Origin of the sequence: Sphingorhabdus sp., assembly GCF_046596595.1 — a bacterium.
Lineage (GTDB): Bacteria > Pseudomonadota > Alphaproteobacteria > Sphingomonadales > Sphingomonadaceae > Sphingorhabdus_B.
Map to the genome: position 1 here is coordinate 1 of NZ_JBKJMB010000014.1, position 26,312 is coordinate 26,312.

Here is a 26,312-nt window from a genome sequence, read left to right on the forward strand (position 1 = left end):
GCATGGCGACTGAAAAGCCTCGATGAACGCGCGAGCGTGATGTCATCGATCGCAACCGAATTGCGCAAATCAAGGGATGAGTTCGCTCAATTGATGACGAACGAGGTCGGAAAATTACTTCGCGATTCGTTGTCGGAAATTGAATTATGTGCCGCAATCTGCGATTTTACCGCAAAAAATGGTCCCACTTTTCTTGCCGATGAGCAGCGTAAAATGCCGAACGGCAGGGGGTTGGTAACATATGCCCCGCTTGGCGTTATCTATGGAATTCAGCCATGGAATTTCCCCTGCTATCAGGCAGTGCGCTATTCCATTTCAAGCCTGATGGCCGGCAATGGTGTGCTTTTGAAGCATTCGGAAAACTGCACGGGCAGCGGACTGATGCTGCGCGACATTTTCGAGCGCGCTGGTCTGCCGAAAGGCTTGTTCGGCATTCTGTTGATTACCCACGACCAATCGGACACCATTATCGAGCACAGTCTGGTGCGGGGTGTAACGCTCACAGGCAGCGACAGTGCTGGTCGCGCAGTTGCGCAGAAAGCTGCGTCGGTTTCCAAAAAGACTGTCCTCGAGCTCGGGTCGAACGATGCGTATATGGTTTTTGACGACGCCGACCTCGATCTCGCGGTAAAGGCATGTGTGCAAGGCCGATTGTTCAACAATGGCCAAACCTGCGTGGGTGCAAAGCGTTTTATCGTTACAGAAAAGAACTACGACGCATTCGTCCAAGGGTACACGAAAGCGTTTGGTGCGATTGCCATGGGAGATCCGAATGATACCGCCACGCAATTGGGTCCCTTGGTATCGTGCCGTCAGCGCGATCAGGTGCACGCACAAGTAGAGAAAAGCGTCGCTCAAGGCGCGAAGGCATTGGTTGGCGGAGCAATTCCTGATCGGACGGGATGGTTTTATCCAGCGACCGCGCTGGTTGACGTCGCGCCCGGCCAGCCCGCTTATGATGACGAGATTTTCGGTCCCGTTGCAGCCATCATAAAGGCCAAGGACGATGAGGACGCAATGCGCATTGCCAATGACAGCCGCTACGGCTTGGGCGGCGGCATCTTCAGCAAGGATGTCGAGCGAGCCATAACAATGGCTGCGACATATTTCGATACAGGAATGGTCAATATCAACACGTTTGCGCTCGCATCTCCCGATATGCCATTCGGCGGGGTGAAGGATTCTGGCTATGGCCGCGAGCATGGCGATGTCGGGCTAAAGGAATTCGTGAACGTCAAATCGATCACGATCGCAGACTGAAATGAACGAAACCCTTCGATGCGATGTCGCGGTGATTGGAGCGGGAACCGCGGGGCTGGCAGCTGAACGCGCAGCGCGTTCCAACGGTGCCAGCACATTGCTGATCGACCCGAATTTCAACGGGACGACATGTGCGACCGTCGGCTGCATGCCCTCAAAGCTTTTGATCGCCTCCTCTCATGCCGCGCACGCGACCAGGTCATCTGGGCAATTCGGGATCGAGGTGCGTGATATCCGGATCAACGGCAAGGCTGTGATGCACCGCGTGCGCACCGAACGCGATCGGTTCGTGAGGTTGACCCAGGAGAGCTTTGACGAAATTCCCGATGGCGTTCGGCTACGCGGCCTCGCCAAATTCGTGGATGCTGGAACGCTGAGCCTTGGTGATGGTCGCATGATCGAGGCTCGCAGCATCGTGATTGCGACAGGTTCATCGGCTTCCGTCCCTGACGCTTTTGCCAAGCTGGGCAATTGCATTCTGACGAATGAGACGATCTTCGATCTCGAAGACCTGCCCAACAACCTTGCGGTTATCGGCTCTGGATCTATCGGACTTGAACTGGCGCAAGCCATGGCGAGACTGGGCGTTGAAGTAACGTTGTTCGATAATGGCGGCAGGTTGGGCGGGATCCGCTGTGATAAGGTTCACGCGGCTCTCAAGACAGCAATCGAAGATGATCTGCGCCTCGTTTTAAACGTTAAACTCAAGCCAAGCGCGGTGGATGCGGGTATCCGGATTGAGTGGAACGGTGATTCGTCGGGCGATGCCACCTTCGACTATGCGCTGGTTGCAACGGGGCGTCCTCCAAATCTCGATGGCCTTAACTTGGCCGCCACCGGTCTTGCGCTGGATGAACACGGCGTTCCCGAACATGAACGTGAAACCATGCAATGCGGAGATAGTTCAATCTTCCTTGCAGGCGATGCCGGACATGACTTGCCGCTTCTTCATGAAGCGTCGCATGACGGTGCTATTGCCGGCCGCAATGCCGTGGCCTTCCCCGCCTCGATCAAGACAGAACGTTTCACCGCGTTCAGCATAACCTTTACCAGCCCTCCGGTGGCACGGATCGGAAAGTCCGAGGATGACGGGGTGATAACCGGCACTGCAGAATTCACCGACCAGGGACGAGCGCGCGTTGAAGGCGTAAACCAGGGCGTACTGACGCTTTATGCCGCTGCGCCAGATGGCCGTCTGATTGGAGCAGACCTGTTCACGCCGGCCAGCGAGCATTTGGCGCACATCATTGCGTGGGCCGTCCAAAACGGACACACCGCAACGCAGCTTCTGGGAATGCCGTTCTATCACCCCACAATAGAAGAAGGGCTAAAGTCCGCCTTGCGCACGATCTGTGGCGCAACGCCGCTTGCCCTGCCAATAGACCAAGACCGCGGGACACCTTCAGGCGCGTAACCCATACACCTGCGGGTCTGTCAAGCAATGCTGCCGAGATCATCATCACCCTGAAGACATTTGCTGCTGAGCGAAACTACAAACGAGGAGACCAAATCGTTGGTTACGGCTATGCCGAAAACTTTGCTGCACCACTAACACGCGACGCGATCGATGCTACATTTCCCAACAATCCCCTATACCTTTTTCACGTCTCGATGCACGGCGTGGTACAGAATTCTAAAGCCCTTCAAAAATGTAAAACTTCCGCAGCGAAGCCCACTCCTGGCGGCGGTATTATCCCACGTAAGGAAGGTTCACAGGCGTCGTCAGGTCTATTATGGAGACCGCTGCCTTTCCGGTGTTAATGGCGGAAGAGCCCCAATAGCCCAACAGGAATTGGACAGGCTTAAATTCGCTTATGCCGTTGGACTGAATCTAGCCAATCACTCGGACTTCAACGTTGTGCCAATCGATCAAACGCTCGTCATTTGGTCGGCGGTGAACCGAATCGCGCGGTCAGGCGTAATTATCGGACCGGACGAGCCCGTCACTCCATTGCATGCGCTGAAGGCCGTTAAGGTTAACGGTGCTTACCAGTTTGGAGAAAAAGCCTCCAAAGAGTCGATCGTCAACGGTAAGCTTTCAAATCTACTGATCCTCAGTGGCAACCCGCTCACTGTGCCCTCACCCGACTCAAGGATATAAAAGTACTGCAAATCTTCAAAGAAGGAAAAGCAACACACACCGCTGCTTCTGCAAAGTGAACCATTCCTCGGGTCACAAACCATTGGAAGGATAAGACATCAACTTACGTGAGATCGAATAGCATATAGGCCTCTAACAGGCAATGATACCACGCTCGCCGTGCGCATCGACACGGTCAGGTGATTGCTCGACCAAATGCTTAATCGCTTAGCTCGCGCGTTGTCGGATCGGGGTGGGGATGACATCGAAGGATGCTTCGGTGCTTCCTTTAAATTCGATTTCTGACACAAGGCGGGCACCATCTCGGCGACCTAATTGGATGAAAATATCCACTATGTCGTGCACATAGTCGATCAGTTCCGACCGGCGGAGTTCAACACCTGACATGAGCGCCATCAGCGCGAGTTGCTCTGCGATACCCCTTGACGAGTTGGCATGCACAGTGGTTATCGACCCAGGGTGCCCGGTGCCGACAGCGCGCAGCCAACTCATCGCCTCGGCTCCTCTGATTTCGCCCATGATGATCCGGTCGGGCTTGAGCCGTAGCGCAGCCTCAACCAAATCGGCCGGACTAACTTCAGCTTCACCGAGTCGTCCGCGTACCGCAATCAAGCCAACGGCGTTTTCATGCGAAAGCTGGATTTCCGGAGTGTCTTCAATCAGGATCAGCCTTTCATAGGCAGGCGCCTCCTGAAGCATGGCATTCAGAAATGTTGTTTTCCCCGTTCCGGTTCCGCCGCCGATGACGATTGTTTTGCGCGCGCGCACCGCAGCCGCCAAAAACTCCTGTGTGTCTCCGGCATTTAACAGTGCGGTGAGTGACCGGTTGACCGCTTTTTCGGTCAAGGCTGCTTCTCCAACACGTGAGAATGCACCAGCTGAAAAATAATCCGACAGCCGCAAATTCTGCACATTATGCTTGCGTATGGCGACCGCAATAAAGCTGCGTGTTGCCGGGGGCGCACAAATCTGGATGCGCGAGCCGTCGGGCAAGGTTGCCGCGAGCAAGGGATGCTCCCGGCTGATACCTTGATCGGATGTTGCCGCGATCTGCCGTGCCAGCCGCCAGAGGGATGCTTCGTCCAGCTGCTCGACAATATGGCTTTCGGTACCATGGGCCGTCTCGAGCCACAGTTCCCCCGGCTTGTTGACGTACAAATCGGTAACGTCTTCTCGTTCGAGATACGGGATTAATGGCGCAAGGAATGTACCCAAATAGACGCTTGAAATCTGGTTCACCGCGTTGGTCCCACCCGGGTAAAATCAAGATCGCGGGCAACAAAGATGCGGATCGCTGCACCTTGTGGTGTCTTGATTGTCGGCGGAATATCGAGGTCTTTGGAAGCCTGTTCGGCAAGGCCAGACGCTTGGCTTGATGAACTGACCACCACCGCCGACCCGCGTGTTGCCGCCGCGGTCGCTGCGTTCAAGCCGCCTGACAAAACCGAAAGCAGGATTGAGCCCCCAAAACGACGTAAGAAGTGGCGGTTGACCTTGCCCGCTACTCCCGCGCGACCGAGTTCATCGACTGCCGGTGATGCCAGTGCAATTGTCACGCCATCGGGACGGATCAGCCGCGTCCAGACAATGAACACGCGCGACGCGCCTTGTGCTACGCCCGATTCATATTGACCAATGACACGGCTTCCGGCCGGAATGAGCACATCGCCGCCTTCGAAGCTCAACACATCACGCTGGACAATCGCACGTGCAAAGCCCGGCAGGTCCGAATTGAGGGCGGTTTCCATCACCGCTGCTATGATTGACCCTTGCGGCACCAAACGGTTAAGCCGGGGCAATTGGACGGCCTCAGCAACCGCGACATCTTCCCTCGACACGCGCGCGGAAAAACTTTCTGAACTGGAAAGCTTAGGCCCTTGGTCGACGGGAAGCGTGGGTACACCCACTGTCCCTTGCGCTGGCGCGCCGATCGGCGCGGGACCGGAAGTGCCCGACTGCGCGAAGTCGACAATAAGGATTGGCTGACGCGCGCGTTCGGCTTCGCGGATAGGTGCCATCCGGGTCGGTCCGAACGAAGGCGGGAACGATGCTGCTGGCGACACAGCCGGAGGGGCGACGTAAGCAGCAGTCGCCGCGGCGGCAAAAGGCTGAACAGGGGTGGCTGCGACGGTGACTTGCGGCAACGGACTGGCGCTGCTTATCGGTGAGCCGTTGAGTGGTGGGAGGTCTGAACCCTGCTGAGCCGTAGCGGCCCGAGAGCTCGCCATCATCAGGAATACCAAAAAGCCCAACAGGCCCAGGCCCCCAGCAATTACGCCAACAGGAATCCGTTGCGGCTCTCTTGCGACAGCCAGCGGTTTGATAGGTATGTCTTCATTCATTTTTCATTCCCGTCGGTGCGTCGGACCGTTGCAAAGCGCTTGCCATCGCGGAGCGTGAATGCGGACGCCAGTTGTTGGATAACGACGACACGTCCGCGCATCGTGGAATTCGCCAGCGCCTCATCCTTTCCAGGCTTGCCGACAAAAATCGCAGGCAAGGAAACATTCTCGTCAAACTCAAAATATGTCATCCGTCCGTCATCCCATACGCGCGTCGGCATTAACCCGGCGTCACCCTGCCTGATATAGTTGGAATTCTCGACGACGGGTCGTTGTTCCTCCACAATCTCCGGCACGAGAACTACCGGCGGCGGTGGATACTCAAAACGCACGACCCAGGGCGTCGATGCGCGGCGCGGCGCAGTGTCCAGCGCAAATATGTACCGGCGTCGGTCGGTGATGACGGTCATATTGGTTTGCGCATTCTTCAGCAGCGGCTTGAGGAACAGGTTGCGCGCGCGCTTATTGGGCGTCACCTGCCAGGCCTGCGCATCGCCGATAGCGACATTTTCGATGCGCTCATCCGCTGCAAACTCGATCATCAATTGCCATCCTGTGGCGCCGGTGATGTTGACGATCTGGTCCGGATCCCAAAAGACCGTTTGCACACGCGCGTCCGGCCCGTTTTGCGCATGAAGCGGCGTTGCCAATGCCAGCGCGAATATCAGGAACAATTTGCTCACTGAACCAAACCTTCAATATCGCGGCGATAGCGCGTCACCTGAAAGCCGAGCGGATTATCGAAGCGGTCAATTGCGCGCATTGGCCGCCCGTTAAACCCGAAGCTGATCGCCGAAACATAAGTGTTGAGCGACTGGCTGCCCGTTGGCGTAATGCGCATGACATCAAACCGGACGATCGCAGAGGACGCACTGATGATCGATACGCTCTTTATCGTCACCGCAAGCACGTCGCCGCGATTCAAAGTGCGCAGCGGACTGTTTGGATTGTCGCGCGACATCATTTTAACGTAGGCTGATGATACGTTACGCGCCGACATCAACTGCACAAGCCGGTACATCTGAGGAAGATCAGTCTCGTCGAATGTTTCGCGTGCCCGGACATAGCGCGCAAGTTCCGCTTGGATAACAGCGTCATTTTCCGAGAGCTTGCCCGGTGTAATGCCAGTCGCAACCTGCACGGCCCCGGTTTGGCGATCAACCGTAACAACATACGGCTCCACCGATTTCAACGGCAACAATATCAGCAACGTTAACGCCAAGATAAGCGCTATGCCGGTTGCGACCCCAGCCGCAATCCAGGCGATCTTTCGTTCGCGCAACACGGATCCGTTTTGTGTTTCGGCCCAGCTTCGTGCGCTTTCGAAATATTCCTCGCGTTCGTTCATGCGTCCCTCCGCGCCGTTGTCCGGGTCCGCCGCTGAGCGCGCGGTAGGGCGGCGCGACGTGAGCTTGGTGCCGCGAATATGCCTTCACTCTGTGCGCTTGCGTCGCGTCGCGCGCGGCTTCCGTTTGATGTTGCGTTGGATATCTGCATGAACGATGCCGCCCCTGCCATTGCTGGTGTTGGTCCAGCCTCGCGGCGGGCAGCACGTTCGAGCATTTGTGCAATATGAACAGCGGAAGACTGCTGCTCGGCTAGGATGGGGGGTGACATTATACTCTCTTTCAAAATCGGTTCTTGCGTCGGTGCAGTCTTTGCGGCTCCTGGCAGGCGGATGCCTGATGCAATTTTGGTACCTGCCCATACGGCGGCCATCATAGACAATGCGAAGATGACGGCGACCAAGCCGATGGGTGTGACGGCTTCGTTCTCGAAGCGTTCGGCTGCCTGTTCGGCCAAGAGCCGGGTGATCATGGGGTTAAGGATCGACAATTCGACCGCAGCGAGCACCAACACAAACATCGGTACAAATGCAGCAGCCGCCATCGCAGCAAGCCAGCGTGAGGCCATTCCGCGGGTCGCATCAAACAGGATGAAGCCCGCCATGACCGGGGTGATAGCAAGCAGCAAAGCCAGTAAAATGCGCGCCACCACTAGCAGACCAAGGATCGACAGCGTCAGAAAATAGCTTGATAGGTTCAGCGTCATTGCAGCCGCCGCAGGGCCGCCAACCAGAGGTGATGCAATACCCGCCCGGGTGCGGTAACCAACGCTCGCGTCCTGAAGCCCGTCGAGCGCCGCCTGCAATCCGGCAATCGGGTCAATGGCGTTTAACCCTGTCAACATTTCGCCTGCAACCCGAACAGGGGCGCGAGCGAATGTGTCATAGGCAACCGCCTGCCACGCCTCCCATGATGTTGCCAGAAGCAACACTACGCCAATTTTAAGCGCAAGGCTGACAGCATCAACAAGCAATAGCCCGCGCCCGAGGATCAGCCGGTAACCAAAGAATGCGACTGCCAATACCAGCAAGCCCGTAAGCGTGGCGGCAACCGGTCCGCCGGGTTGCGATAGAGCGGCGTAGCCGCGCTCGACCAGTCCGAACGACTGGCAATCGGTATCGGCAAGCAATCGTGCCGCAAGGCCGGGGCCTTCGGGGGCGGCACAAAAACCGGGGTTCATGCCGCTTCCAACAATAACGGCAGCCAGAGGGCAGGATCGTCGCCAACCTCGGCGCGCAGGGTGTCGAGCATGCGCACCGTACGTTCGCGGCCGGACAGAACGGTCAGCAAATTAGGCTCTGACGCAAGGTTCAGCCTGACGACAACGCTATCATTGCCATGCTTGACGAGAAACGCACGTGCGGTTTCAGGGATATTGCGAACAAGCTCATATTCATGCGCAGTGAGGCCAAATCCGTCGATATAGTCGTGCGCCTGTGCCGACGAATTGGCCATGAATATCTGCGTCCCGGCCTGTTCGACTATGGCCGAAGCAATCCTGCTTTCGAGCGCATCCGATGCCGATTGCGTGGCAAAGCCAACGATACCGCCGCGTTTCCGGATGGTTTTTTCCCAGTCGCGGATCCGCGCTACAAATACGTCGTCATCGAGTGCTTTCCAACCTTCATCGACGACAATGATCGTGGGGCGCCCATCAAGCCGCTCTTCGACGCGGTGGAAAAGATAGAGCATTGCAGGCGACCGAAGCACGGGCTGGTCCAAAATCGCGGTCATGTCGAAACCGATGGTCTCGGCCTCAAGTTCTAGCCCGTCGGCTTCGTTGTCGAACAGCCAGGCATGTTCACCCGACGAATGCCAAGGCGCGAACCGCGCGGCAAGATCGCTTCCCGACGCGCGTCCGCGTCCCCTGAATAGTTCGGCGAGATACCGCATCCTCCGATGTTCAGGCGGACCTGCGTAAGCGGCGTCAACGGCTTCTGCGATCCACGCCGATTCCTCGACAGTGGGCGGTATGCCATTCACAGTTACCAAAGTGGCCAGCCATTCGGTTAGGAAACCCCGATTTGCCGGGCTATCGGGTAACGACAACGGGTTTAGCCGCGTTGCTTCGCCGGGCCGTAGCGTGTCGTAAACGCCGCCAATTGCCCGCAGGAAAATTTCCGCTCCACGATCCTTGTCGAAAAAGACTATGCGCGGTGAAAAACGACGCGACTGCGCGAGCAGGAAGCCAAGGACAACGGTTTTGCCCGATCCGGACGGACCAATTATTGTGAAATTGCCAAGGTCGCCGCGGTGAAAATTGAAGAAATAGGGGCCAGCCGATGTTGTCTCGAACAACGTTACGGCGTCGCCCCAGAAGTTGCCCGATTGCTGTCCCACCGGAAAGTTATGCGCACTCGCAAATCCCGCAAAATTGGCAGATGAAATCAGCGCGCGTCTCGCAATATAACCAAAATTCCCGGGGAACTGTGCCCAAAACGCCGCCTCTAATCCCAGATTTTCTCGCACGGCAGCAAATCCGGCTTCGGAGAGCATGGCCTGTGCCTCGCCGATTGCAACTTCAAGCTCGCTGAGTTGGTCCGCGCGTATCATGACGGTTAGGTGATGTTCGCCAAATGCCGCACGTCCTGCAGCAACCTCATCCTTGGCCAGCACCAGTTCGGATCGTAGCGAAATCGCGGCATCATCGGCCGAGCGCATCCGGCGGAGCGCTAGGTCCATCCGCTCAAGCGCCGGACCGCGGTCGATCATCGCGAAACTTTGCGTCACCGTCATCTCGAACGGCAGGCGGTAAAGGTCATCGAGCATTCCGGCGTCGGTATTGGCCGGATAGTCCTTGATCGAAAGAATTGCCGCGTATTCGGACGGTTCGCCATTCATCGGCCCGAATTCGATGGCGTCTGCACCGAAACTGATCTGGCGTCGAGCCATCGCATGTCCCAGATCACCGGTAGGAAGCAATTGCGGCAGCGAGACGCCATTTAAAAGCGAGGCCAGAAATTCGAGGGGTTCCGAAGCCAAGCCCTTTGGCAGGTCGTAGGCGGAAAGCAATTTGGGTTGATACGGTTCGAGCGCCGAGAGGATTGCCTCGCGTGCCTGGTTCAGCTGGCGCATGTCGGGCCCGGCCTGTTGTCTTGCTCCTCCGGCGCCGAAAAGCCCCAGCATTTTTTCGGCAATCCCGGCACGGCCACCGAGCGGACGAATGACGAGCGTGAGGTACAGATCATTAACGTAAAGCCGCCGCGTGGCAAGCCGGTCTTGCCAAGCACGGTCAAGAGACTGGCTGAATGGGTCGTCAAATTTTCCTTCGAATATTGGTTCTACCGCGCGGCGGACAACATGATGCACCAAAGCAAAGCGTGACGATGCGACTGACAACAGCATCGCGTCGCGCGCATTCTTTCGCGCTTCCAGAGTGAGCGCGTCGATCGTTTCGAACGGCAAGCCTTCGAGCCGAATGACTTGCAGCGCAAGTCCGTCGCGCGTGACTATCGTGTGATCGTCAATCTGCGCTGCGTAGGGCATATGGTCGCCGACCGCAGCTTCGCGGCGCGCCAGTTTTTCACGCGCGGTAAGCATTAGCCCCCCATAAACGGCGGTTCTTAACAGGTGGCGTGCGGCGCAGCTTCGTCATCCACAATGCCATGATATGGGCATCGCGCAAATGCGCTGCATAGCCCAACGCGTGGATGAACAGCGACGGCAACAACGCAAGCGGCGTTTTGAAGATCAGGAAAACCTCGGCGGCTACGATGCCATTGAGTACGAAAAACGGATAGGTGACGCCTGCCACCATCTGCGGACGCGCCAGCGCTCTAAACAAAGGATCGCGGTTCACCCGGCCACCGAACGGATTCCACCCACGATCGATGCTGCACCAAAGAGGATAAACAGCCCCAGCACTACAGTCGCGCCGTATTTCCAGTTCACCCGGCCGGACAGCATCATGAATCCGACCGCTGCGACTGCGATCACAGCAACGGCGGTGGCGACATTGCCGAGCAGCGTTCCCTGCAACCAATCCACCGCGCCAGCAATTGGTCCGGAACCAGCCGGGTCGGGCGCAGCATATTGAGCAAAGGCTGGCGATGAAAACAGCAAGGCGAAAAGGGCGCTAAGTCGATATTTCATGGCTCGGTTACCTCGATAAAAAAAGCATTTTCGTTAATGGCTGGAACAATGGGCGCTACGGTTCTTGGGGCAGCCGCAGCGTTTGAACTTGGTGGCGGCTGCCACCGCCGCAATATCGTCGACACGTAATTTTGCGTTTCCCGATAGGGCGGGATGCCGCCATAGCGAAGTACCGCACCCGGACCCGCATTATACGCAGCGAGCGCCAGCGGTATGCTGCCGAACCGGTCTATCTGTTGGCGCAAATAAAGCGCACCGCCACGAACATTCTGTTCCGGATCATACGGATTGACGCCCAGCTGCGCCGCGGTTCCCGGCATCAACTGCATAAGCCCGAGCGCGCCCTTGATACTAACTGCGTCGACACGCCCCCGCGATTCCTGATGAATTACCGCATGAACAAGGCCTTTTGGCAGATCATAGTCTTGTTCCACTAGGGCGACCGACGCCGTTGCGGAAGAGCGTGTAATATTGGAATGACTGGAATAAACCGCGTGTCCGAAAACCGGCAAGCTGCCCTCGTCATCAAATATAGTGGGCGCGTCATAAACGGTCGCTTCGCCGTCGGCCCCGACTTCGATCACCTGCGCATAGGTCGGCGAAGCGAAGAAACCAATTATGACAAAGAAGCGGAAAAGCTCAGCCATATTCATTCCATATGATCCGGCGCGTAGCCCGGCACCGGCGTGAGCGCGACCGTAAAGGCCAAGATGCTAACGGCGACAATCCAACTTGCTGCGATTTTCACAGCAGCGCCAAATTGGCTTTCCAGTAACCAGGTGGCGGGCAGGAATAATAATGCAAACGGCAGTGCCGAAGCGATGCCAATTTCCCCACCCGCTGAATGGGCAACGACCCCGACCCATAAGCCGGCATTCACGCTTGCCAATAAAACCCAAATTCCTTTGATGCCGCGCGGGAGATAGGCAAGCAAGGCAGTGATCGCCGCACTGACCCAAAGCCCGAGCATCGCAGGTGTTTCCCAATGCGCCGAAGGTATAACGGCAAAAGACAGCAGTGCGGTGAAAACCAACAAAACAATCGCCAACGCGGACAGTTTAAGCGGTGTCTTGGCCAGCGCCAATGCGAGCGCTGTACAGAGTAGGGCCAGCGGAAGGAATCCAGCATTCATGACAGCAAACCCGTCACCAGATACATGGCGCCAACCGCCGCGATTGCACCACCCGCCGCACGCAATCCACATTCCCCAAAGCGAATACCTTTGAACAAACCCAACCCGATACCAACCAGATGCAATAGCCCCGTAGCAAGTACAAAGCCGACGCTGTACCCGACAGGATCAGCAGCCTCGGGCAGCTCGACACCATGCGCGTAACCATGGAACAGCGCGAAGACACCGACGATTGCACAAGCGACGACAGGCACCGCGCGCGTAGTGGTAACGATCATCAACCCGAGCACGATGACTGATAACGCAATCCCGAATTCGACTGGCGGAAACGGCATTCCCATCATCGCCACGGCCGCTCCGACAGTCATCATAACCGGAAAAACCATCGGCAAAATGACGAGCAGAGGTTTGCCAAGAAATGCTCCCCAGATCCCCACCGCGATCATTGCCAGCATATGATCTAGGCCAAGAAACGGATGGCTGAAACCGGCAGCAATTCCGCCTGCGGTATCCGCCTGCTGATGAGCGTAAGCAGGAACGCTATATGTAAACAGTAAAGTCGTAGTAAAAATCATTTTTAAAGTTATTTTTTTATTAAAAGATAAATCGATGGACAATGCAGTATCTTTACCATTATTATCAATATGACAACTATATTTTGAAAGAATATTTCCTTCATGCGCTTCATTCTGTCTAAATTGTCGCTTTTCCTTATAGCTACTTCGGCAACTGCGCACGATTTTTGGCTGCAACCACAGTCGTTCCAAACCAATCCGGGTGTTGCACTGCCGGTTACCGCGCTGATCGGTCATGGAAAGGACCGTGGCCGATGGGAAGCCGACGCAAGTCGTATTGTTATGCTGAAATCGATTGGCCCTAACGGTACCGCCGACCTGCGCAACGCCTTCAAACAACGCGGTATCGGTCCGCATATCTTTACCGCTTTCGCCGGGACCGGCGTTCACGTGCTGGCGATGCAGACCAATAGGGCGTCGTCCGAATTGCCGGCGAAGCGTTTCAATGATTATGCCAAGGATGAGGGGCTGACGCCAATACTGGAATATCGAAACCGTACCGGCACCGCAGATAGCGCCGGGCGTGAATTTTATAGCCGACGTGCCAAAGTGCTGATCCGCGTGGGCGATAGCACCGGCCGCACCGATCCCCACACGACAAAAGCGATTGGATTGGCGCTCGAGATTGTACCCGAACGTGACCCATATGTCCTTGGCAGTTCGCGTAACCTTCCGGTTCGCGTCATTTATGAAGGCAAAGCATTGGCGGGTGCGACGGTTAAGCTCACCAACCTTTATTCCGACGAAAAACCGGTTGCCATTGTAAAAACGGACAGTTCCGGCCGTGCCGCCTTTCGTATTCCCGAAAGCGGAGCATGGCTCTTGAATGTTGTATGGACGAAACCGATCAAAGGACGTCCAGGTGCGGATTTCGATACAATATTCTCCAGCCTGACGTTCGGTTACGATAAACGTACAAACCCTTAAACGATTCCGGAGCGACACAACGTTGCCGCCCCGGCATTATCGCTACTTCATTTTACATCAATTGGCTCGGTTGTTAAGCTAAGTGGTATGATGTCGCCGTCCTTGGGCTCAATTGGGGTCGCGTTCGGGTCGGCACGGAATGCGGTCCCGAAAGCCACTCCGAACCTATCTTCTTGGACCACCGTCGTTGGCGGCGGCGGCGGCGGTGTCGTGTTATCGGCACCGCCTCCACACGCAGCAAGTGTCGATATCGGAACTGCGAATAGAAGGAGATTAAGATTTTTGCGTTTCATTACTCTCGCTCCTTATGGCTGGGTTTGTGGACGCGGAGCTCCGCGCAAAGGAGCGTTCAAATAAGGAAAGGCGTTCTGGATATTGGCTGCATTACTCGGCGCACCATCGGTGTAGGCAACGTTGCCGGTTGGCGCTTGCGCAGGTGTGCACAGGCCAAGATTGGTCGGCTTACCCGCAATCGGAACGGGATAACACAGCCGCCCCATGGCTACGCGCAAGACAATATCTACGACGTCATCGCCAGGCCTGCGTCCATTGGGAAAGCCTGCCAGATCGTCAGCTACAACGCCGAGGGTCCTTTGCGAAGCCTGTGGTGTCGGATTAACTGCCGTATTCAATCGCAACATTTCTGAAGCAGTGACCGTGCTCTGCTGATTCAACGTCGCAATACCGGTCAGGAACGTTGCAACCAGATCGTTTCGTGGAAAGTTGGTCGGTGCAAGGTTAGTAAAAGACGTCCCAAGCGTCGCATTTACCGGAGCGCGGAAAAGCGCGTCCAGAATTGCAGGGAACGTCGGATTGGTGACGTAAGATGCTAGCGCGCCATCTTGTGTAGGCTTGGCCGCGTTGAACAAATCCTTCTCAGGCAGTCCGATAACAACTTCGTTTACCAAAGGCATACCAAGGCGAGAAACCTGAACCAAGGCACCGCCTTGCACGTCGCTCATTCGGGTATTCGGGGTCGGTCGAAGCAAACGAGCCTGTGGCAGGCTAGCAGTGCTCCAAACGCCTATGACGCCATTTCCCGCTCCCTTCAGGCATGCGATCGGTATCTCAATCGCTAGCGAGGTTACGTTCTTTTTGCCGATCAATTCTTGGTTATCCTGGCTTTGCGTAATTCCACCGGGAAATGGCGAGCCGTTGCCGTAGACTGGATCATTATCACCTTCGATCGGAACAAAATTCACGAGATCGAAAATTGGACCCAGATTGACGGCAAAATATTCGGCGCGCTGGCCTGCAAAAACCCGACCCTGTGTTGCACAGCCCGGGATCGCGACATTGTTGTAAACAAACTGGTTGGCATAAGCCGGATAATTCGGGACTGATTTGTTACCTGCATTGTCAAACGGCTTCACGAAGGTCGCGCTGCCGCCGCTGGTCAATTGGCCGCGAGCGCCCGAGCGTTTGTCTCCGGTGATTTGCGTGACCGTGTAAACTTCACGCTCACCAAGATCTGCGTCGGTTGCGCTCGAAATCTGTCCGACATGCCGAAGCGCAATCGACTGATCTACCCCGCCGACATTCAACGTGATGCCCTTTGGACCGCTAAGCTGGTTTGAAAATTTGAACTGGTAGGTCAGGTCTTCCCTGGCGTCGCCATTGCTGTCGATATGAATTTCGTAAACCGCGTCGGGGTCCATCGTGTAATAATTCGGCCCGTTGCCCGGACCCTGGTCCGGCTGAAAATTGGAGATAATCGTGACATAATCTTGGCGACCGGGTTCGTAACTGCGAAAAGCATACACGTCGGTGTTGTCGACCTTAGGGATCTCCGTAACCCCCGGAGCTTCCCGGTGGCTCGACGCAAAAACGGCCGAGCTTGCACAGACTACCAGCGCGACGCCAGTACTCACTTTCAATAAATCTTGAAATTTCATATCACTACTCCTGAACAAGAACCCGCCTACGTCTTTTCTCATGGTTCGTTATTGTGCGCTTTACCGAGGCTCGTACATATTACGTCGCAAGCCGGATGAACGGCTTCATCGGGAGCACTCGTTTCGTCGTGAAATTTATTCGGTCTGTCGCATTGACCAGTTGGGGATTTCAATCCGTCGATGGACGCGAACGTTCAAAAGATTTTAGTTGCCGAAGGAAATTCTGTTTGAAGCCATCTTCCCACGTCCAGTCACCCACCACAAACAACGGTTCGTGTTGTGGCTCGATAAGCTGCTGCCAAGTCCACTGGCCCGAACCGAATGCCAGAAATGTTGTGCTTCCATCGATAGTGATCGGAATTAGCCTTGGGCCCGCAACAGGCGTTTCGAGGCATTCCAGCGGCAGTTCGGCGAGCGTGGTTTCAATGCGATCGCGGACATTCCTTAGCGGTGCGTCATCGGAAATCGTCGTATTACTCCACTCGGCATTCCAAATCACGATCGCCTCAGAAATGGATCGATCCGTGCGCGGCACCATCTTAATTTCTGCTGGCACAGTCGGGTCACTCGTCAGTCGCATTGTAACAACATCGATCGGCGAGCAGACTTCTCCCTCAGGATCGCCCTCAGCGCTTTGCTGTTGCTCGCCGAAGGCCTCCTCCGGAGTCGTTGAGATCGGTTTAATGTCCTGAACGATGACCGGCGCTACCCGGATCGACGGCTGGCTTGGTGCCGTCGACAGTGAAAATACGGACAAGTTTCCCTGCTTTTTGGGCAAGGGGGCGGCATCTCGCCAAAGCACGAGCAGAACGATAATGACCAAATGTGCAAACAAGACCGATGTAAACAGCAACAACTTTCGGAAACTCTTCATCAGCCCGTCGGTTTCTGCTTGATGGGCTGAAGCGGTCGGCATTGCGCCGGCGGGTCAGGCGTGTGATGCCGTCGATGCGTCAGCGACGCTCGCCGGGACATATTCGGTGAATAATAGGCACCCGCGCTCTGTGGTCATCTTTTTGTGCACTGCGCTTGCTGGAACCCGGAGGTAATCGCCAGTACCGAAAATGCGTCCAGCTAGATTCAAATCGCCTGCTACGACGAGAATGTGCTCATCTTCATCTGTTGGCTGATCATGCTCCTCTTCGACCGCACCCGGGTTGCAGCGGATCAGAATTGCTTTGTCCGACCACAATGTCTTGGTTTGAATCGATGCTGCATATTCCTGCCAGCCACCGGACCTGCAATCCTCGACGAATATCTTGGCCAGCGCAGCGTCCTCTTTTGCTATGGCGCCAGTGATCCGACTCCAAATCTCGGTGGCCGGGATTTCAAGATCGTCATTGCGACGCAATCCGCTGTAAAGACGCTCGCCCAATGATATTTCCTTGTCGAGGTCTGCGTTGAACAGCCGTTCACGAGCCACAATATCGCGTTCTTCCGGCGATAATGATCCCAGCACATATCCGATGGCCTTATCTTCAATCGACATTTGCTCGTTACCCATGAATTCAACCCTCAATACGTACTGTACACGCTTTTTGGACGCATAAGCAGAGTAGCAGGCCGAAAATTTCCTTTTCAGACGTTCATATATTTTTTCAAGGACGCTGTCGCGCGCCGCACGCGGCTTTTAATTGTGCCAACTGGCGCTCCCAGGTGGATCGACAACTCTGAGTGGCTCATTCCGTAAGTATACATCGTAACAATCGCTGTAATCTGCTCTTCTGGCAATCGCGCCAGACATTGGCCGAGCTTTGGATCGGAAGGTTCGCACGGATCTGCGGCAATCGACGCAATGTCGGTATCCGAAAGTTCTTCATGCGGCCGTCGTTTGCGAATAAGGTCAAGCGCAACATTACGTGCGATTATCGATATCCAGCTTTGCGGCGTGCCTAATGTGGCATCAAACTGTCCCGCCGACCGCCATATTTTTACAAAAGCTTCCTGAACAGCATCTTCGGCAAGGGATCCGTCCCTCAATATCCGCAGCGCAATAGTATAAACCAGACCGCAATTTTCTTGGTAGAGATTTTGGAACGCCTTCTGATCACCCTTAGCAATCTTAGAAAAAATAGAGACTGGGAATAGGTTATCCCTACATTTTTCCTGTGTTGCGTAGCCCAATTGGGACGTTTCTTGCCTGGAAGCAGCACCACCGTGTGGATCAGATATGGTATTAAGACCATACTTTACAACGTGTTGTTCTTGATTCATCCGGTCAATTTCCCTGCAACGTCAGCTGTTAGCTACGAAGGTAAACGCAGTCGGGATGCACTCGGGTTCATTCTAATCAGACTTTAAATATGGTTGCGCGGCTTGGTCTCTCACAATCTGTGTCAGCTGCAGAAAGCAGCCCTTGAAAAAGCGTTCAAATATTCGGTCGGCAATAAAGCCTGCTCTGCAGCACTTTGCTGGCGCTCTTCGCCCTAAAGCTGAGCGACGCGCGGCTAACTTGATTACTGAAGCGGTCAACCCGTCCGAAATATAAGTCATCGTCACCAAGCGAGCCAAGCAGCGAACTCCCAAAGTGGCTGCATTTTTTGCGAAAAAATCTGTTCAGGCATGGATGAAATGCGGCGATGCCAACGTTTCAACTTTACAGAGCAAATTCAAGGAGACGAAATATGCACAATGTAACCAAAGCCCTATTATTTTCGGTCGCGGCGATTACCGCAACCACTGTTCATGCCGTACCCTTCGCGGACGGCCCGGAAGATACAACTAAAATCCGCAGCGAACCGATTGCCGGGCTCTATAACAAGCCGTGGTACGCCTATTTGGCTGATGTACGTGAAGCCGAGCAGGAGCTCGGAAGCGACCTGAGGGGCGCTACTGACGCTGAAGACCAGCGCGACGCGTGGGAAGAATATCACCACGAGCTGGTCGATGCCGACAAGGATTATGTAAAAAAAATGCGCGAACGCGGTTACCGCGCCGGTCGCGTAACGGTTGGCTGACCGACCCCTCCCTTTGACAGCCAACCGATACTGGCGGGAGCTTCGGCTCCCGCCATTTTTGTGCTCTCCTCGTCGACGCGGTACAAGAGAATTATCTCCAACTCTTTTCTGCTGCGGCCTTCTCGGCAGCAGCGTCCATCGCTTCACCCGCCATCATCGCCGCCGCTGCTTCGGCGAGCGCCCCGGCAGAAGCCTGGCGATATGCGCTGGTGGTGCCATTGCCCGACAAAGTCTGCTTCAACTGCCAGTCCTTGCCCGCACGGCAGGCAATGCCATCGAGCGATGCGCTTTCGAAGGTCCGGCAATAGCTGCTGTCCTTTGCGGCAAAGCTGGTGCCAATGCGCACTTTTGGATCTGTGCCCTGCGTTGATGCAAGCTGGGTTTGCAGCGCGTCGGCTAGTTCGCCCGAAGCAACCAATACGCCGCCATTGTCACGCACGTAGCCGGCATCGCGGTTAAGTGCCGTCCCGCCAATCATCAACCCTACGACCAGAGAAGCTGCCATCGCGCCCCATTGCATCACCGATGGCCGATACCAGCGCGCGGTCTTCTTCGAACGTTGCTCGTCCAAAAGACTGACATTGTTTAAAAGCAAAGCCGCCAGCCGGTCCGGCACCGGTTCCTCCGCCACCGGATCGAAGTGCGCCGATAGCCGCGCGCGCAGCATCCGCTCCGCCTCGACCGCTTTCGCCAGCGGGGCATCCTCGGCCATCGCCTTTTCCAAGCGCTTGGCGCTCACAAGATCAAGCTCGCCATCGACATAGGCCGCAATACTGGCGCGATCAAAAGTCATGCCGCTTCTCCCAATTCGCGCACCAGCGCCTCGCGCCCGCGCACTAGCCGCGATGTCAACGTGCCCACCGGCACTTCCAATATCTCTGCCGCCTCACGATAGGCATAGCCTTCGACCAGCACCAACATCACAGCCTCGCGTTGCTCGTCGGGCAGCCGTGCCATCGCTCGGTCGACATCGCCCAGTTCCATCGAAGCCTCCATGCGCGCATGACTATTATCAGCAATCTGCATCACGCCATCGTCTATATCGGTATGAATACCCCGCCGTGCAGTTGCCCTTCGATTATCGATCCAGATATTTCGCGTAATCCTGTACATCCAGCTATCCAGTCTCGTTCCGGCCTGCCACTGGTCGCGCGATTTGAGGGCGCGTTCGATCGCAGCCTGGCACAGATCATCCGCGTCAGCAGGATGCTGGGTCAGTCCGCGCGCGAACCGGCGCAATCGCGGCAACAGCGCAAGCAGTTCTTGTTCAAATGCCATTCAATTCCTTCATGGCTATGTGGATGAAACGATGGCGTGTGGTCGTTTCATCCATGTCCCTGTGAAATTTCAGGTGACAGGTCGCATCGAAAGCCCAAGAAAGCAAGATTATGAAGCATTGGTTCCTCCCCGCAATGTGCACGACCCTGCTCTCGGCGGCAGCGTTCGCTCAGCTTGGCCTGCCCACTGGCGGCCTGCCACCCGTTGGCTTGCCGGAGCTTCCGGTCGAGCTACCGCAAACCAGTGCAGCCTTGGCGCAGCTTGGCCGCACGTTGGAGTCAGCGCGCCTTGACCGCCTTACCCGCTTCGTTCGCCAGAACCGCGACGCAGTCGATTATGACTCAAATCGCGACCCCGCCGTGCGCGGTGAACTCGTGGCAACCGGCGTCAGCGATGATGCTATCAAGGCAGCACAGGTGGCAGGCTTCGCCTTGCTCTCGCGCGATGCCATCGAAGGGCTTAACCTCAATTATGTCCGCTTCGCCACGCCAGCCACAATGTCGCTTGCCAAGGCCGAGGAGAAGCTACGTGCTTTGCTCCCCGATGCAGAAATCGACGCCAACCACATCTATTTCCTAGGTGGCGCGAGCCTTGCGCCACCTCTCGCCACGACCGCAGCCGCCAGTACCTCCACCAACGCCTCGCTGGGCATTATTGATGGCGGTGTTGCCGATCATCCTTCGGTGCGCGGCCGCGTTGAGCAGAACGGCTTTGCCGCAGGCGCGCCCACGGCGAGCAGCCACGGCACTTCTGTCGCAGCGTTGATGATCGGAAATGGCAACATCAAAGGCGCGCGTTCGGGAGCGAGCCTACTTGCCGCTGATGTTTATGGCACAGCAAAGGCGGGTGGCAACGCTGCTGCCATCGCCCGCGCGCTTGGCTGGCTTGCTGGTCGCGGCGTTTCGGTCGTGACGATTAGTCTCATCGGCCCGCACAATGCCCTCCTGAAAACCGCAGTCGCAGCGGCACAGCGCAAAGGCGTCATCATTGTTGCTGCGGTCGGAAATGACGGCCCTGCCTCCCCGCCAGCCTACCCTGCATCCTATCCAGGGGTGCTTGCTGTCACCGGCGTAGATGAACGAAATCGCGTGCTCCCCGAAGCAGGGCGCGCCGTACACACCGATTTCGCTGCACCGGGCGCAGATATATTCAGCGCGACAGACGCAACGAAAAAGGCCCGGGTACGCGGCACGAGCTTCGCCGCCCCCCTTGTCGCCGCTCGCCTTTCCACTTTGTACCCCCGCCAATCAAACAATGCCGTCGAACCCGCTGTTCGCAAGCTCATGGCTGAAGCTATTGATCTCGGCAAAAAGGGGCATGACCCACTCTATGGACACGGCTTGGTCTGCGGGAAATGCGGACGATAATCTGTCCTTTTGTAAGGCACAAAAAATAATAGGCTTATTCTAAGGATGAAATTTCGCACCCCCATCGTTGTTCGCACATGCAGGCAATAATGCCATTGCAAAGAAGGAGAACGAACATGAAACTTACTTTCAATCATTCGATCATTCCGGCGATTGCGCTGGCAATCGCCATCTCGACTCCCGCGTCTGCTCAATTACTTGGCGGCAGTGGTGGTGGCGGATTGACGGGTGGCCTCGGCGGCGGTCTGGGCGGCGACATGACTGGCCCGATCACCCGCACCGCCGGCAGCGTTACCGGCAACAGTACCGGCTCGCTCAGAGGCGAAAAGCAGGTCGACCGCAAGTCAGGACGCGTTCAAGGCAACGGGCAAGCCCAAGGCAGCAGCAACGGTTCCGTAACCGGCGGCACCTCTGTTCTTGACCGCAGCGTCAATGGCGCAAGCAGCGGTTCGGCCAATGCGTCGAAAAGCGGCAGCGTTGACGCGCAACTGATCGGTACAGATGCCCTCCGCACTACCGCGCAAGATGGCGTCGGTCAGGCGCGCGGCACAGTCGATACTTTACGCGGCACGGCCGGCTCAACCGCTGCAACCGCGCGTTCTACCGCTGGCAATGCGGTCGGTAGCGCATCGGGTGCAGGCGCAATAACCGGCGACGCAAGCGGCATGGGCAATGGAATGGCATCAGGCAGCCTCGGCCAGCTGGCCGCCTCCGGATCGGCAGCCGCCAATAGTGCAGGCATGTTCGCGATTGAACCTGGCATGCCCATCGAAGACGCACGTGGACGTACAATCGGCTATGTCCAGTCGGTCAAGCAGACCAAGCAGGGGATAGTTCAGGCGGTAACAGTCGAAGCCGGCAACCGTGCCGCCACCCTGCCGGCCGCGAACTTTTCGGGTTCGGGCGAAGCCTTGGTGACAGGCATGACCAAGGGCCAGCTGACGTCAGCCGCAAAGCAGCAGGAGGCGGCACCGGCCACCGGCGCACAATCGGAAAGCAGCACGCCTTCAGCCCAGAAGTCTGGCGGCAACCGCTCACGCGAAGCCAATAACACCAAAGAGCGCTAAACTCGCCGGGTGTTTACCCCAAACTTGGCAGGCCGGGGGCATATCCGGCCTGCCGCCTGTTAGAACGTTACTAGCAATCCAGATTCAGCGAGTAATAAACAGCAGCTACGCATCGATCCACGCACGCAAGCAGAAATTCCGCTCCCGACCCATTTGTTGCTGTTTCGGTTCGTACCGAAGTCCGGTCGCTCCGGTGGAGTTTGCTCCGTCCTTGAAACTGTAGTTCGGGTGGCCGCAAAACTCATAAATACGGGCGCCACGGAACGTCTGCTCTCGGTACCTGTTATGCAAGCGTAGGGGTGCACACAGGAACAAATCATATGAACCGTATATCTTCACGCACTCCTTTGGCGGCCTTGGTTGCGCTCGCGATGCTTACCACGTCAAATTTAGCTACGGCGCAGTCTGCGCGGAATACTGATGCCCCTCCTCCGACGCTGCCTGCGGCGGTTGCGACAGCGCCCGCCAAACCGACACCGGACATGCAAAAGGTTTTGGATGCGCTTGCTGGACTTGGCGGCAAACCGATCGAAACGCTGACCGCTGCGCAGGCGCGGCTCCAGCCATCAGCCGCTGATGGGGCTAAAGCCGCGATGCGCATGCAGGGCATGTCAGCGACGCCCGATGCATCAGTTATAACGCAGGATATACCTTATGGTTCGCACCGCCGACAATTCGCGCGAATTTACAAGCCGGGCAAGCCAATAGGAAACAGGGCAATGCCCGTTATTGTATACTATCACGGCGGTGGGTGGGTAATTGCGACGGTTGACACATATGACGCGGCACCGCGCATGCTCGCCAAAGAGCTTAATGCGATTGTAGTGTCGGTCGAATATCGACCAGCACCAGAATTTAAATTCCCCGCGCAACATGACGATGCCGCAGCTGCCTACAGGTGGACACTCGCGAATGCAGCATCATGGGGCGGCGATCCGACGAAGATTGCCATTGCCGGTGAAAGCGCAGGCGGCAATCTTGCTGTTGCCACTACAATCTTTGCGCGTGACAACATGCTTACCATGCCGCGCCATGTGCTTGCCGTATATCCGATCGCTAATACAGGCAGCACGCTTCCCTCGCGGATGGATTCGGCCAATGCCAAACCGCTCAACGGGGCCATGCTCAATTGGTTCGGGCATTATTATCAAAATAGCATGGCCGATGCGAAAGATACCCGACTTAATCTTGTTGCTGCCAACCTTCGCGGGTTGCCGCCTGTGACGATCATCAATGCGCAAATTGACCCACTTCGCTCTGACGGCGATACTTTAACGGCCGCGCTAAAAGAAGCGGGCGTGAAGGTTGAGCAAAAAACCTATATGGGCGTAACGCACGAATTTTTCGGGATGGCCAAGGTCGTCCGTGGAGCGAAAGATGCCAATATGCTGGCAGTCAAGAAATTGAAGACAGAGTTCGCGAAGAAGCCGATGAAGCGTTAAACGGCGCGGATGAAATTCAGCGCGAAGGCAAAATTCGGACTGTCTTCTCCCGGCCAATTTCAGCCATGCTGTTTGCTTGGCGGAGGTGCCCCTCGAAGTGCGCGAAGGGCCCGCCAATAATATTTCCTTGCGTTCAGCTAAGGTGAGAACATCGTCGTTGTCTATTGCGAGGTAGCCTATCGTGCTCTCTGCTTTGCGGTGCCCCAGCAATATTTGCGATGCATTGGTTCATGCGATTGCTATGCCAATAGTTGTAACGTAAAAGTTACTGGCTTACGCTTGTGGGAAGCGAAAAAGCAGTGGGGGGATTGCGATTGCCAGTCATAGTACAAGACATCGATAGCCGCATAATTACAAAACCGCGCTGGTGGCTGGTTTTGGCTGGATTGGCTCTGGTTCTCGCAGGGGCATTTCTCGCGCAGAGCATTCGCACGGCTGATGGCACAGTTGTAAGGGATGTGCGGTTTAACGGCACAGATGGCAAAGTCATGAGCGCATTGTTGTACGTCCCGAAAAATGCCACATCCGCGACACCGGCACCCGGTATTCTTGCCGTCCACGGCTACATAAACTCGCGCGAGACGCAGGACGGTTTTGCTATTGAATTTGCCCGCAGGGGCTACGTTGTTTTGTCACTTGATCAGACCGGGCACGGCTATAGCGGGGGGCCCGCATTCTCAAACGGGTTTGGCGGACCGGATGGCTTGAGATATTTGCGATCCTTACCGATGGTCGATACCCGTCAGATTGGTCTGGAAGGGCACAGCATGGGCGGGTGGACAGTACTTGCGGCTGCGGCTGCAATGCCCACAGGTTATTCGTCTATGGTCTTGGAAGGGTCCTCGACAGGCGCTCCTTTTGCTCAGGAAGGATCGCCGAATTGGCCACGCAATCTGGCAGTCGTTTTCAGCCGATACGACGAATTTTCTAATTTGATGTGGGGGGTACCCCGCGCGAACGATGTGGCGAAGAGCGGCAAGCTGCAGGCAGTGTTTGGTACTGAGGCTCCGGTTGTGGAAAATCGTCTGTACGGCGCCATCGAGGCCGGGACAGCCCGAAAACTCTATCAGCCTGCTACGACCCATCCGGGTGATCATGCGTCTACGGTCGCTATTGGAAACGCGATCGAATGGTTCGCCGCTACCCTTATCGGGGGCAATCCCAGACCGGCAAGAGATCAAATATGGTATTGGAAGGAAGTTGGCACGGGGATTGGCCTTGTCGGTTTCGTCATGATCATGCTCGGCACATTTGATGCGCTTGCCCGATTGCCACTGTTCGTTTCGATGCGTCACGCAACAATGCCAGTGACCGCATATCGCGACGCTGCGTGGTGGAAGGGGTTTGCATTAAGCACCGCGCTGCCGGCCCTGCTCTTTTTTCCAACCTTTATTGCAGCCTATCTTCTTCTACCCGCTTCGCGGTGGCTTCCGCAGGCGGTCACGTCGCAAATTACACTTTGGGCTGTGGTCAGCGCTGGTTTGAGCCTGTTGATAGGCCGGTTTTTGCCACGTTCTCCCGGCACGATTCAAACAGGCTGGGGCAAATCAATCCTGTTGGCTGTGGCAACAGTGGCGGCAGGGTACGCCGCACTTTGGCTGGTCGATCAATTATTCCATACAGACTTTCGTCTTTGGGTAGTCGCAGTAAAGCTTCCCAGCGTTCGCCAGTGGGCGATTGCCGCGATCTACGTCGTGCCGCTCACTTTCGCCTTTCTGGTAACGACCAGATCGCTGACCCGTGCGACGGTCGGGAGCGACACGGCCGGACGGCGTTATGGTGCTGCTATTATGACACTCACGACTGGGTTCATTGTGATGCTGGGTATCATCTACGGTGTGTTATTCATGACCGGTTCGCTTATCACCGCTTTCGATCCGCTTAGCACCGTCATCGCAATTCAATTTGTGCCGGTGCTAATAGCAGTAGCGATCATCGCGATCTTCACGTGGCAGCGGACGGGTAGCTATCGCCCAGGCGGGCTGATAGCGGGAATTTTAGTGACCCTTTATGCTGTCGCTGGGACGGCTACACAGATTTAAGCTTGGGGTCTGGAATTGCAATTTCGTTGCGATATGGTTGAATTTCAAAATGGCTCTTGCCGATCATTAACCCGCGCAGTCTCCGCTTTAGCTCGCCTCTGCGACATTTCATAAGGTATCTCGGAGTTTCGCTGATTTTCAAATGAAGGAGCGGAGATGATTTACATTGTTGTTAATGCTTTTTCGATCGTTGCTGCTACGCTGGCCAGCCTTGCATTTGGCGCGGCATATTATCTCTTGTTAAATCGCGCCACCGGGACGCCATCATCCTTTGGCTTTGGGAAATGGACTATCTTACTGCCGTTGGCATGTATTGCGGAAGCTTGGTTTGCGTCAATTTTGGCAGGAGCGTTAATTTTGGCACCACCCGAGGCCGATGGTTGGACGATGGCCATCGGAAGCGCCGTGGTTATTTGGTTGGGGTTCATCGTGCCCGTGGTGCTCGTTACCCACCGTTACCGGGAATTGATGACGCGCGCTGCGTTAGCA

General features: G+C 56.1%; 29 protein-coding genes. 11 read left to right on the forward strand and 18 right to left on the reverse strand.

The window, feature by feature from the left end; all coding sequences use genetic code 11:
* The 4 genes from ACLL9E_RS01325 to ACLL9E_RS01340 all read left to right on the forward strand — a co-directional run.
* A partial coding sequence (locus tag ACLL9E_RS01325) for an NAD-dependent succinate-semialdehyde dehydrogenase (protein ID WP_411289949.1) occupies nt 1–1,260 on the forward strand: 1,260 nt, incomplete at its 5' end.
* Between the two features lies 1 nt (nt 1,261).
* The gene (locus ACLL9E_RS01330; RefSeq protein ID WP_411289950.1) at nt 1,262–2,674 is read left to right on the forward strand and encodes a dihydrolipoyl dehydrogenase; all 1,413 of its coding nucleotides are present in this window, start codon (nt 1,262–1,264) and stop codon (nt 2,672–2,674) included.
* A gap of 17 nt (nt 2,675–2,691) precedes the next feature.
* Nucleotides 2,692–3,021, forward strand: a complete 330-nt coding sequence (locus ACLL9E_RS01335) for an amidohydrolase family protein (protein ID WP_411289977.1) — start codon at nt 2,692–2,694, stop codon at nt 3,019–3,021.
* 31 nt (nt 3,022–3,052) lie between these two features.
* Nucleotides 3,053–3,361, forward strand: a complete 309-nt coding sequence (locus tag ACLL9E_RS01340; RefSeq protein WP_411289951.1) for an amidohydrolase family protein — start codon at nt 3,053–3,055, stop codon at nt 3,359–3,361.
* A 207-nt stretch (nt 3,362–3,568) separates the two neighbouring features.
* Here ACLL9E_RS01340 and virB11 read toward each other — a convergent pair whose 3' ends face one another.
* From virB11 to ACLL9E_RS01395, 11 genes are read right to left on the reverse strand one after another with little or no spacing between them, the layout of a single operon-like run.
* A complete protein-coding gene (virB11, locus tag ACLL9E_RS01345; protein WP_411289952.1) occupies nt 3,569–4,600 on the reverse strand; it encodes a P-type DNA transfer ATPase VirB11 in 1,032 nt (343 codons plus the stop codon).
* Nucleotides 4,597–5,703 (reverse strand): TrbI/VirB10 family protein, encoded by a 1,107-nt coding sequence (locus ACLL9E_RS01350; protein ID WP_411289953.1) that lies wholly within the window; start codon nt 5,701–5,703, stop codon nt 4,597–4,599. Before ACLL9E_RS01350 ends, virB11 begins: the two co-directional genes overlap by 4 nt.
* The gene (locus tag ACLL9E_RS01355; protein ID WP_411289954.1) at nt 5,700–6,386 is read right to left on the reverse strand and encodes a TrbG/VirB9 family P-type conjugative transfer protein; all 687 of its coding nucleotides are present in this window, start codon (nt 6,384–6,386) and stop codon (nt 5,700–5,702) included. The genes ACLL9E_RS01350 and ACLL9E_RS01355 overlap by 4 nt, the downstream gene beginning before the upstream one ends.
* A complete protein-coding gene (locus ACLL9E_RS01360) occupies nt 6,383–7,051 on the reverse strand; it encodes a virB8 family protein (RefSeq protein WP_411289955.1) in 669 nt (222 codons plus the stop codon). Before ACLL9E_RS01360 ends, ACLL9E_RS01355 begins: the two co-directional genes overlap by 4 nt.
* On the reverse strand, nt 7,048–8,229 hold the full coding sequence (locus tag ACLL9E_RS01365) for a type IV secretion system protein (protein ID WP_411289956.1): 1,182 nt from the start codon (nt 8,227–8,229) through the stop codon (nt 7,048–7,050). The genes ACLL9E_RS01360 and ACLL9E_RS01365 overlap by 4 nt, the downstream gene beginning before the upstream one ends.
* Nucleotides 8,226–10,589, reverse strand: a complete 2,364-nt coding sequence (locus ACLL9E_RS01370; protein ID WP_411289957.1) for a VirB4 family type IV secretion/conjugal transfer ATPase — start codon at nt 10,587–10,589, stop codon at nt 8,226–8,228. The genes ACLL9E_RS01365 and ACLL9E_RS01370 overlap by 4 nt, the downstream gene beginning before the upstream one ends.
* A complete protein-coding gene (locus ACLL9E_RS01375; RefSeq protein ID WP_411289958.1) occupies nt 10,573–10,848 on the reverse strand; it encodes a type IV secretion system protein VirB3 in 276 nt (91 codons plus the stop codon). Before ACLL9E_RS01375 ends, ACLL9E_RS01370 begins: the two co-directional genes overlap by 17 nt.
* Nucleotides 10,845–11,141: a TrbC/VirB2 family protein gene (locus ACLL9E_RS01380; RefSeq protein ID WP_411289959.1), complete on the reverse strand. Its 297-nt coding sequence runs from the start codon at nt 11,139–11,141 to the stop codon at nt 10,845–10,847. The genes ACLL9E_RS01375 and ACLL9E_RS01380 overlap by 4 nt, the downstream gene beginning before the upstream one ends.
* On the reverse strand, nt 11,138–11,788 hold the full coding sequence (locus ACLL9E_RS01385; RefSeq protein WP_411289960.1) for a lytic transglycosylase domain-containing protein: 651 nt from the start codon (nt 11,786–11,788) through the stop codon (nt 11,138–11,140). Before ACLL9E_RS01385 ends, ACLL9E_RS01380 begins: the two co-directional genes overlap by 4 nt.
* A gap of 2 nt (nt 11,789–11,790) precedes the next feature.
* On the reverse strand, nt 11,791–12,273 hold the full coding sequence (locus tag ACLL9E_RS01390) for a hypothetical protein (RefSeq protein ID WP_411289961.1): 483 nt from the start codon (nt 12,271–12,273) through the stop codon (nt 11,791–11,793).
* A complete protein-coding gene (locus ACLL9E_RS01395) occupies nt 12,270–13,085 on the reverse strand; it encodes a HupE/UreJ family protein (RefSeq protein ID WP_411289962.1) in 816 nt (271 codons plus the stop codon). Before ACLL9E_RS01395 ends, ACLL9E_RS01390 begins: the two co-directional genes overlap by 4 nt.
* Between ACLL9E_RS01395 and ACLL9E_RS01400 the strand changes: the two genes are divergently transcribed.
* Nucleotides 12,972–13,775 (forward strand): DUF4198 domain-containing protein, encoded by an 804-nt coding sequence (locus ACLL9E_RS01400; protein WP_411289963.1) that lies wholly within the window; start codon nt 12,972–12,974, stop codon nt 13,773–13,775. The genes ACLL9E_RS01395 and ACLL9E_RS01400 overlap by 114 nt on opposite strands.
* A gap of 47 nt (nt 13,776–13,822) precedes the next feature.
* Here the strand turns inward: ACLL9E_RS01400 and ACLL9E_RS01405 are convergent, their stop codons facing one another.
* From ACLL9E_RS01405 to ACLL9E_RS01425, 5 genes are all read right to left on the reverse strand, one after another.
* Nucleotides 13,823–14,068: a hypothetical protein gene (locus ACLL9E_RS01405; protein WP_411289964.1), complete on the reverse strand. Its 246-nt coding sequence runs from the start codon at nt 14,066–14,068 to the stop codon at nt 13,823–13,825.
* Nucleotides 14,069–14,080: 12 nt separating this feature from the next.
* Nucleotides 14,081–15,670: a DUF4331 domain-containing protein gene (locus ACLL9E_RS01410; RefSeq protein WP_411289965.1), complete on the reverse strand. Its 1,590-nt coding sequence runs from the start codon at nt 15,668–15,670 to the stop codon at nt 14,081–14,083.
* A gap of 169 nt (nt 15,671–15,839) precedes the next feature.
* Nucleotides 15,840–16,544, reverse strand: a complete 705-nt coding sequence (locus ACLL9E_RS01415; protein WP_411289966.1) for a hypothetical protein — start codon at nt 16,542–16,544, stop codon at nt 15,840–15,842.
* Between the two features lie 54 nt (nt 16,545–16,598).
* Nucleotides 16,599–17,174: a cupin domain-containing protein gene (locus tag ACLL9E_RS01420; RefSeq protein WP_411289967.1), complete on the reverse strand. Its 576-nt coding sequence runs from the start codon at nt 17,172–17,174 to the stop codon at nt 16,599–16,601.
* Nucleotides 17,175–17,248: 74 nt separating this feature from the next.
* Nucleotides 17,249–17,884 (reverse strand): RNA polymerase sigma factor, encoded by a 636-nt coding sequence (locus tag ACLL9E_RS01425; RefSeq protein ID WP_411289968.1) that lies wholly within the window; start codon nt 17,882–17,884, stop codon nt 17,249–17,251.
* Between the two features lie 410 nt (nt 17,885–18,294).
* Here ACLL9E_RS01425 and ACLL9E_RS01430 point away from each other — a divergent pair, with 410 nt between their 5' ends.
* Nucleotides 18,295–18,627: a hypothetical protein gene (locus ACLL9E_RS01430; RefSeq protein WP_411289969.1), complete on the forward strand. Its 333-nt coding sequence runs from the start codon at nt 18,295–18,297 to the stop codon at nt 18,625–18,627.
* A gap of 91 nt (nt 18,628–18,718) precedes the next feature.
* On the opposite strand, the gene ACLL9E_RS01435 is transcribed toward ACLL9E_RS01430, so the two are convergent.
* Together ACLL9E_RS01435 and ACLL9E_RS01440 are read right to left on the reverse strand one after the other, a co-directional pair.
* Nucleotides 18,719–19,420: an anti-sigma factor family protein gene (locus ACLL9E_RS01435; RefSeq protein ID WP_411289970.1), complete on the reverse strand. Its 702-nt coding sequence runs from the start codon at nt 19,418–19,420 to the stop codon at nt 18,719–18,721.
* Entirely contained in the window at nt 19,417–19,905 is a 489-nt protein-coding gene (locus ACLL9E_RS01440) for an RNA polymerase sigma factor (RefSeq protein WP_411289971.1), read from the reverse strand. The genes ACLL9E_RS01435 and ACLL9E_RS01440 overlap by 4 nt, the downstream gene beginning before the upstream one ends.
* Nucleotides 19,906–20,015: 110 nt before the next feature.
* On the opposite strand from ACLL9E_RS01440, the gene ACLL9E_RS01445 reads away from it, so the two are divergent.
* The 5 genes from ACLL9E_RS01445 to ACLL9E_RS01465 form a co-directional block, all read left to right on the forward strand.
* Nucleotides 20,016–21,272, forward strand: a complete 1,257-nt coding sequence (locus tag ACLL9E_RS01445; RefSeq protein ID WP_411289972.1) for a S8 family serine peptidase — start codon at nt 20,016–20,018, stop codon at nt 21,270–21,272.
* A 116-nt stretch (nt 21,273–21,388) separates the two neighbouring features.
* Entirely contained in the window at nt 21,389–22,339 is a 951-nt protein-coding gene (locus ACLL9E_RS01450) for a hypothetical protein (RefSeq protein ID WP_411289973.1), read from the forward strand.
* Nucleotides 22,340–22,659: 320 nt separating this feature from the next.
* Complete coding sequence (locus tag ACLL9E_RS01455) at nt 22,660–23,781, forward strand: alpha/beta hydrolase (protein ID WP_411289974.1); 1,122 nt, start codon at nt 22,660–22,662, stop codon at nt 23,779–23,781.
* Between the two features lie 314 nt (nt 23,782–24,095).
* Nucleotides 24,096–25,823 carry an alpha/beta hydrolase family protein gene (locus tag ACLL9E_RS01460; RefSeq protein WP_411289975.1) on the forward strand — a complete coding sequence of 576 codons (1,728 nt, stop codon included), beginning with the start codon at nt 24,096–24,098 and terminating at the stop codon, nt 25,821–25,823.
* Nucleotides 25,824–25,979: 156 nt separating this feature from the next.
* A partial coding sequence (locus ACLL9E_RS01465; protein WP_411289976.1) for a hypothetical protein occupies nt 25,980–26,312 on the forward strand: 333 nt, incomplete at its 3' end.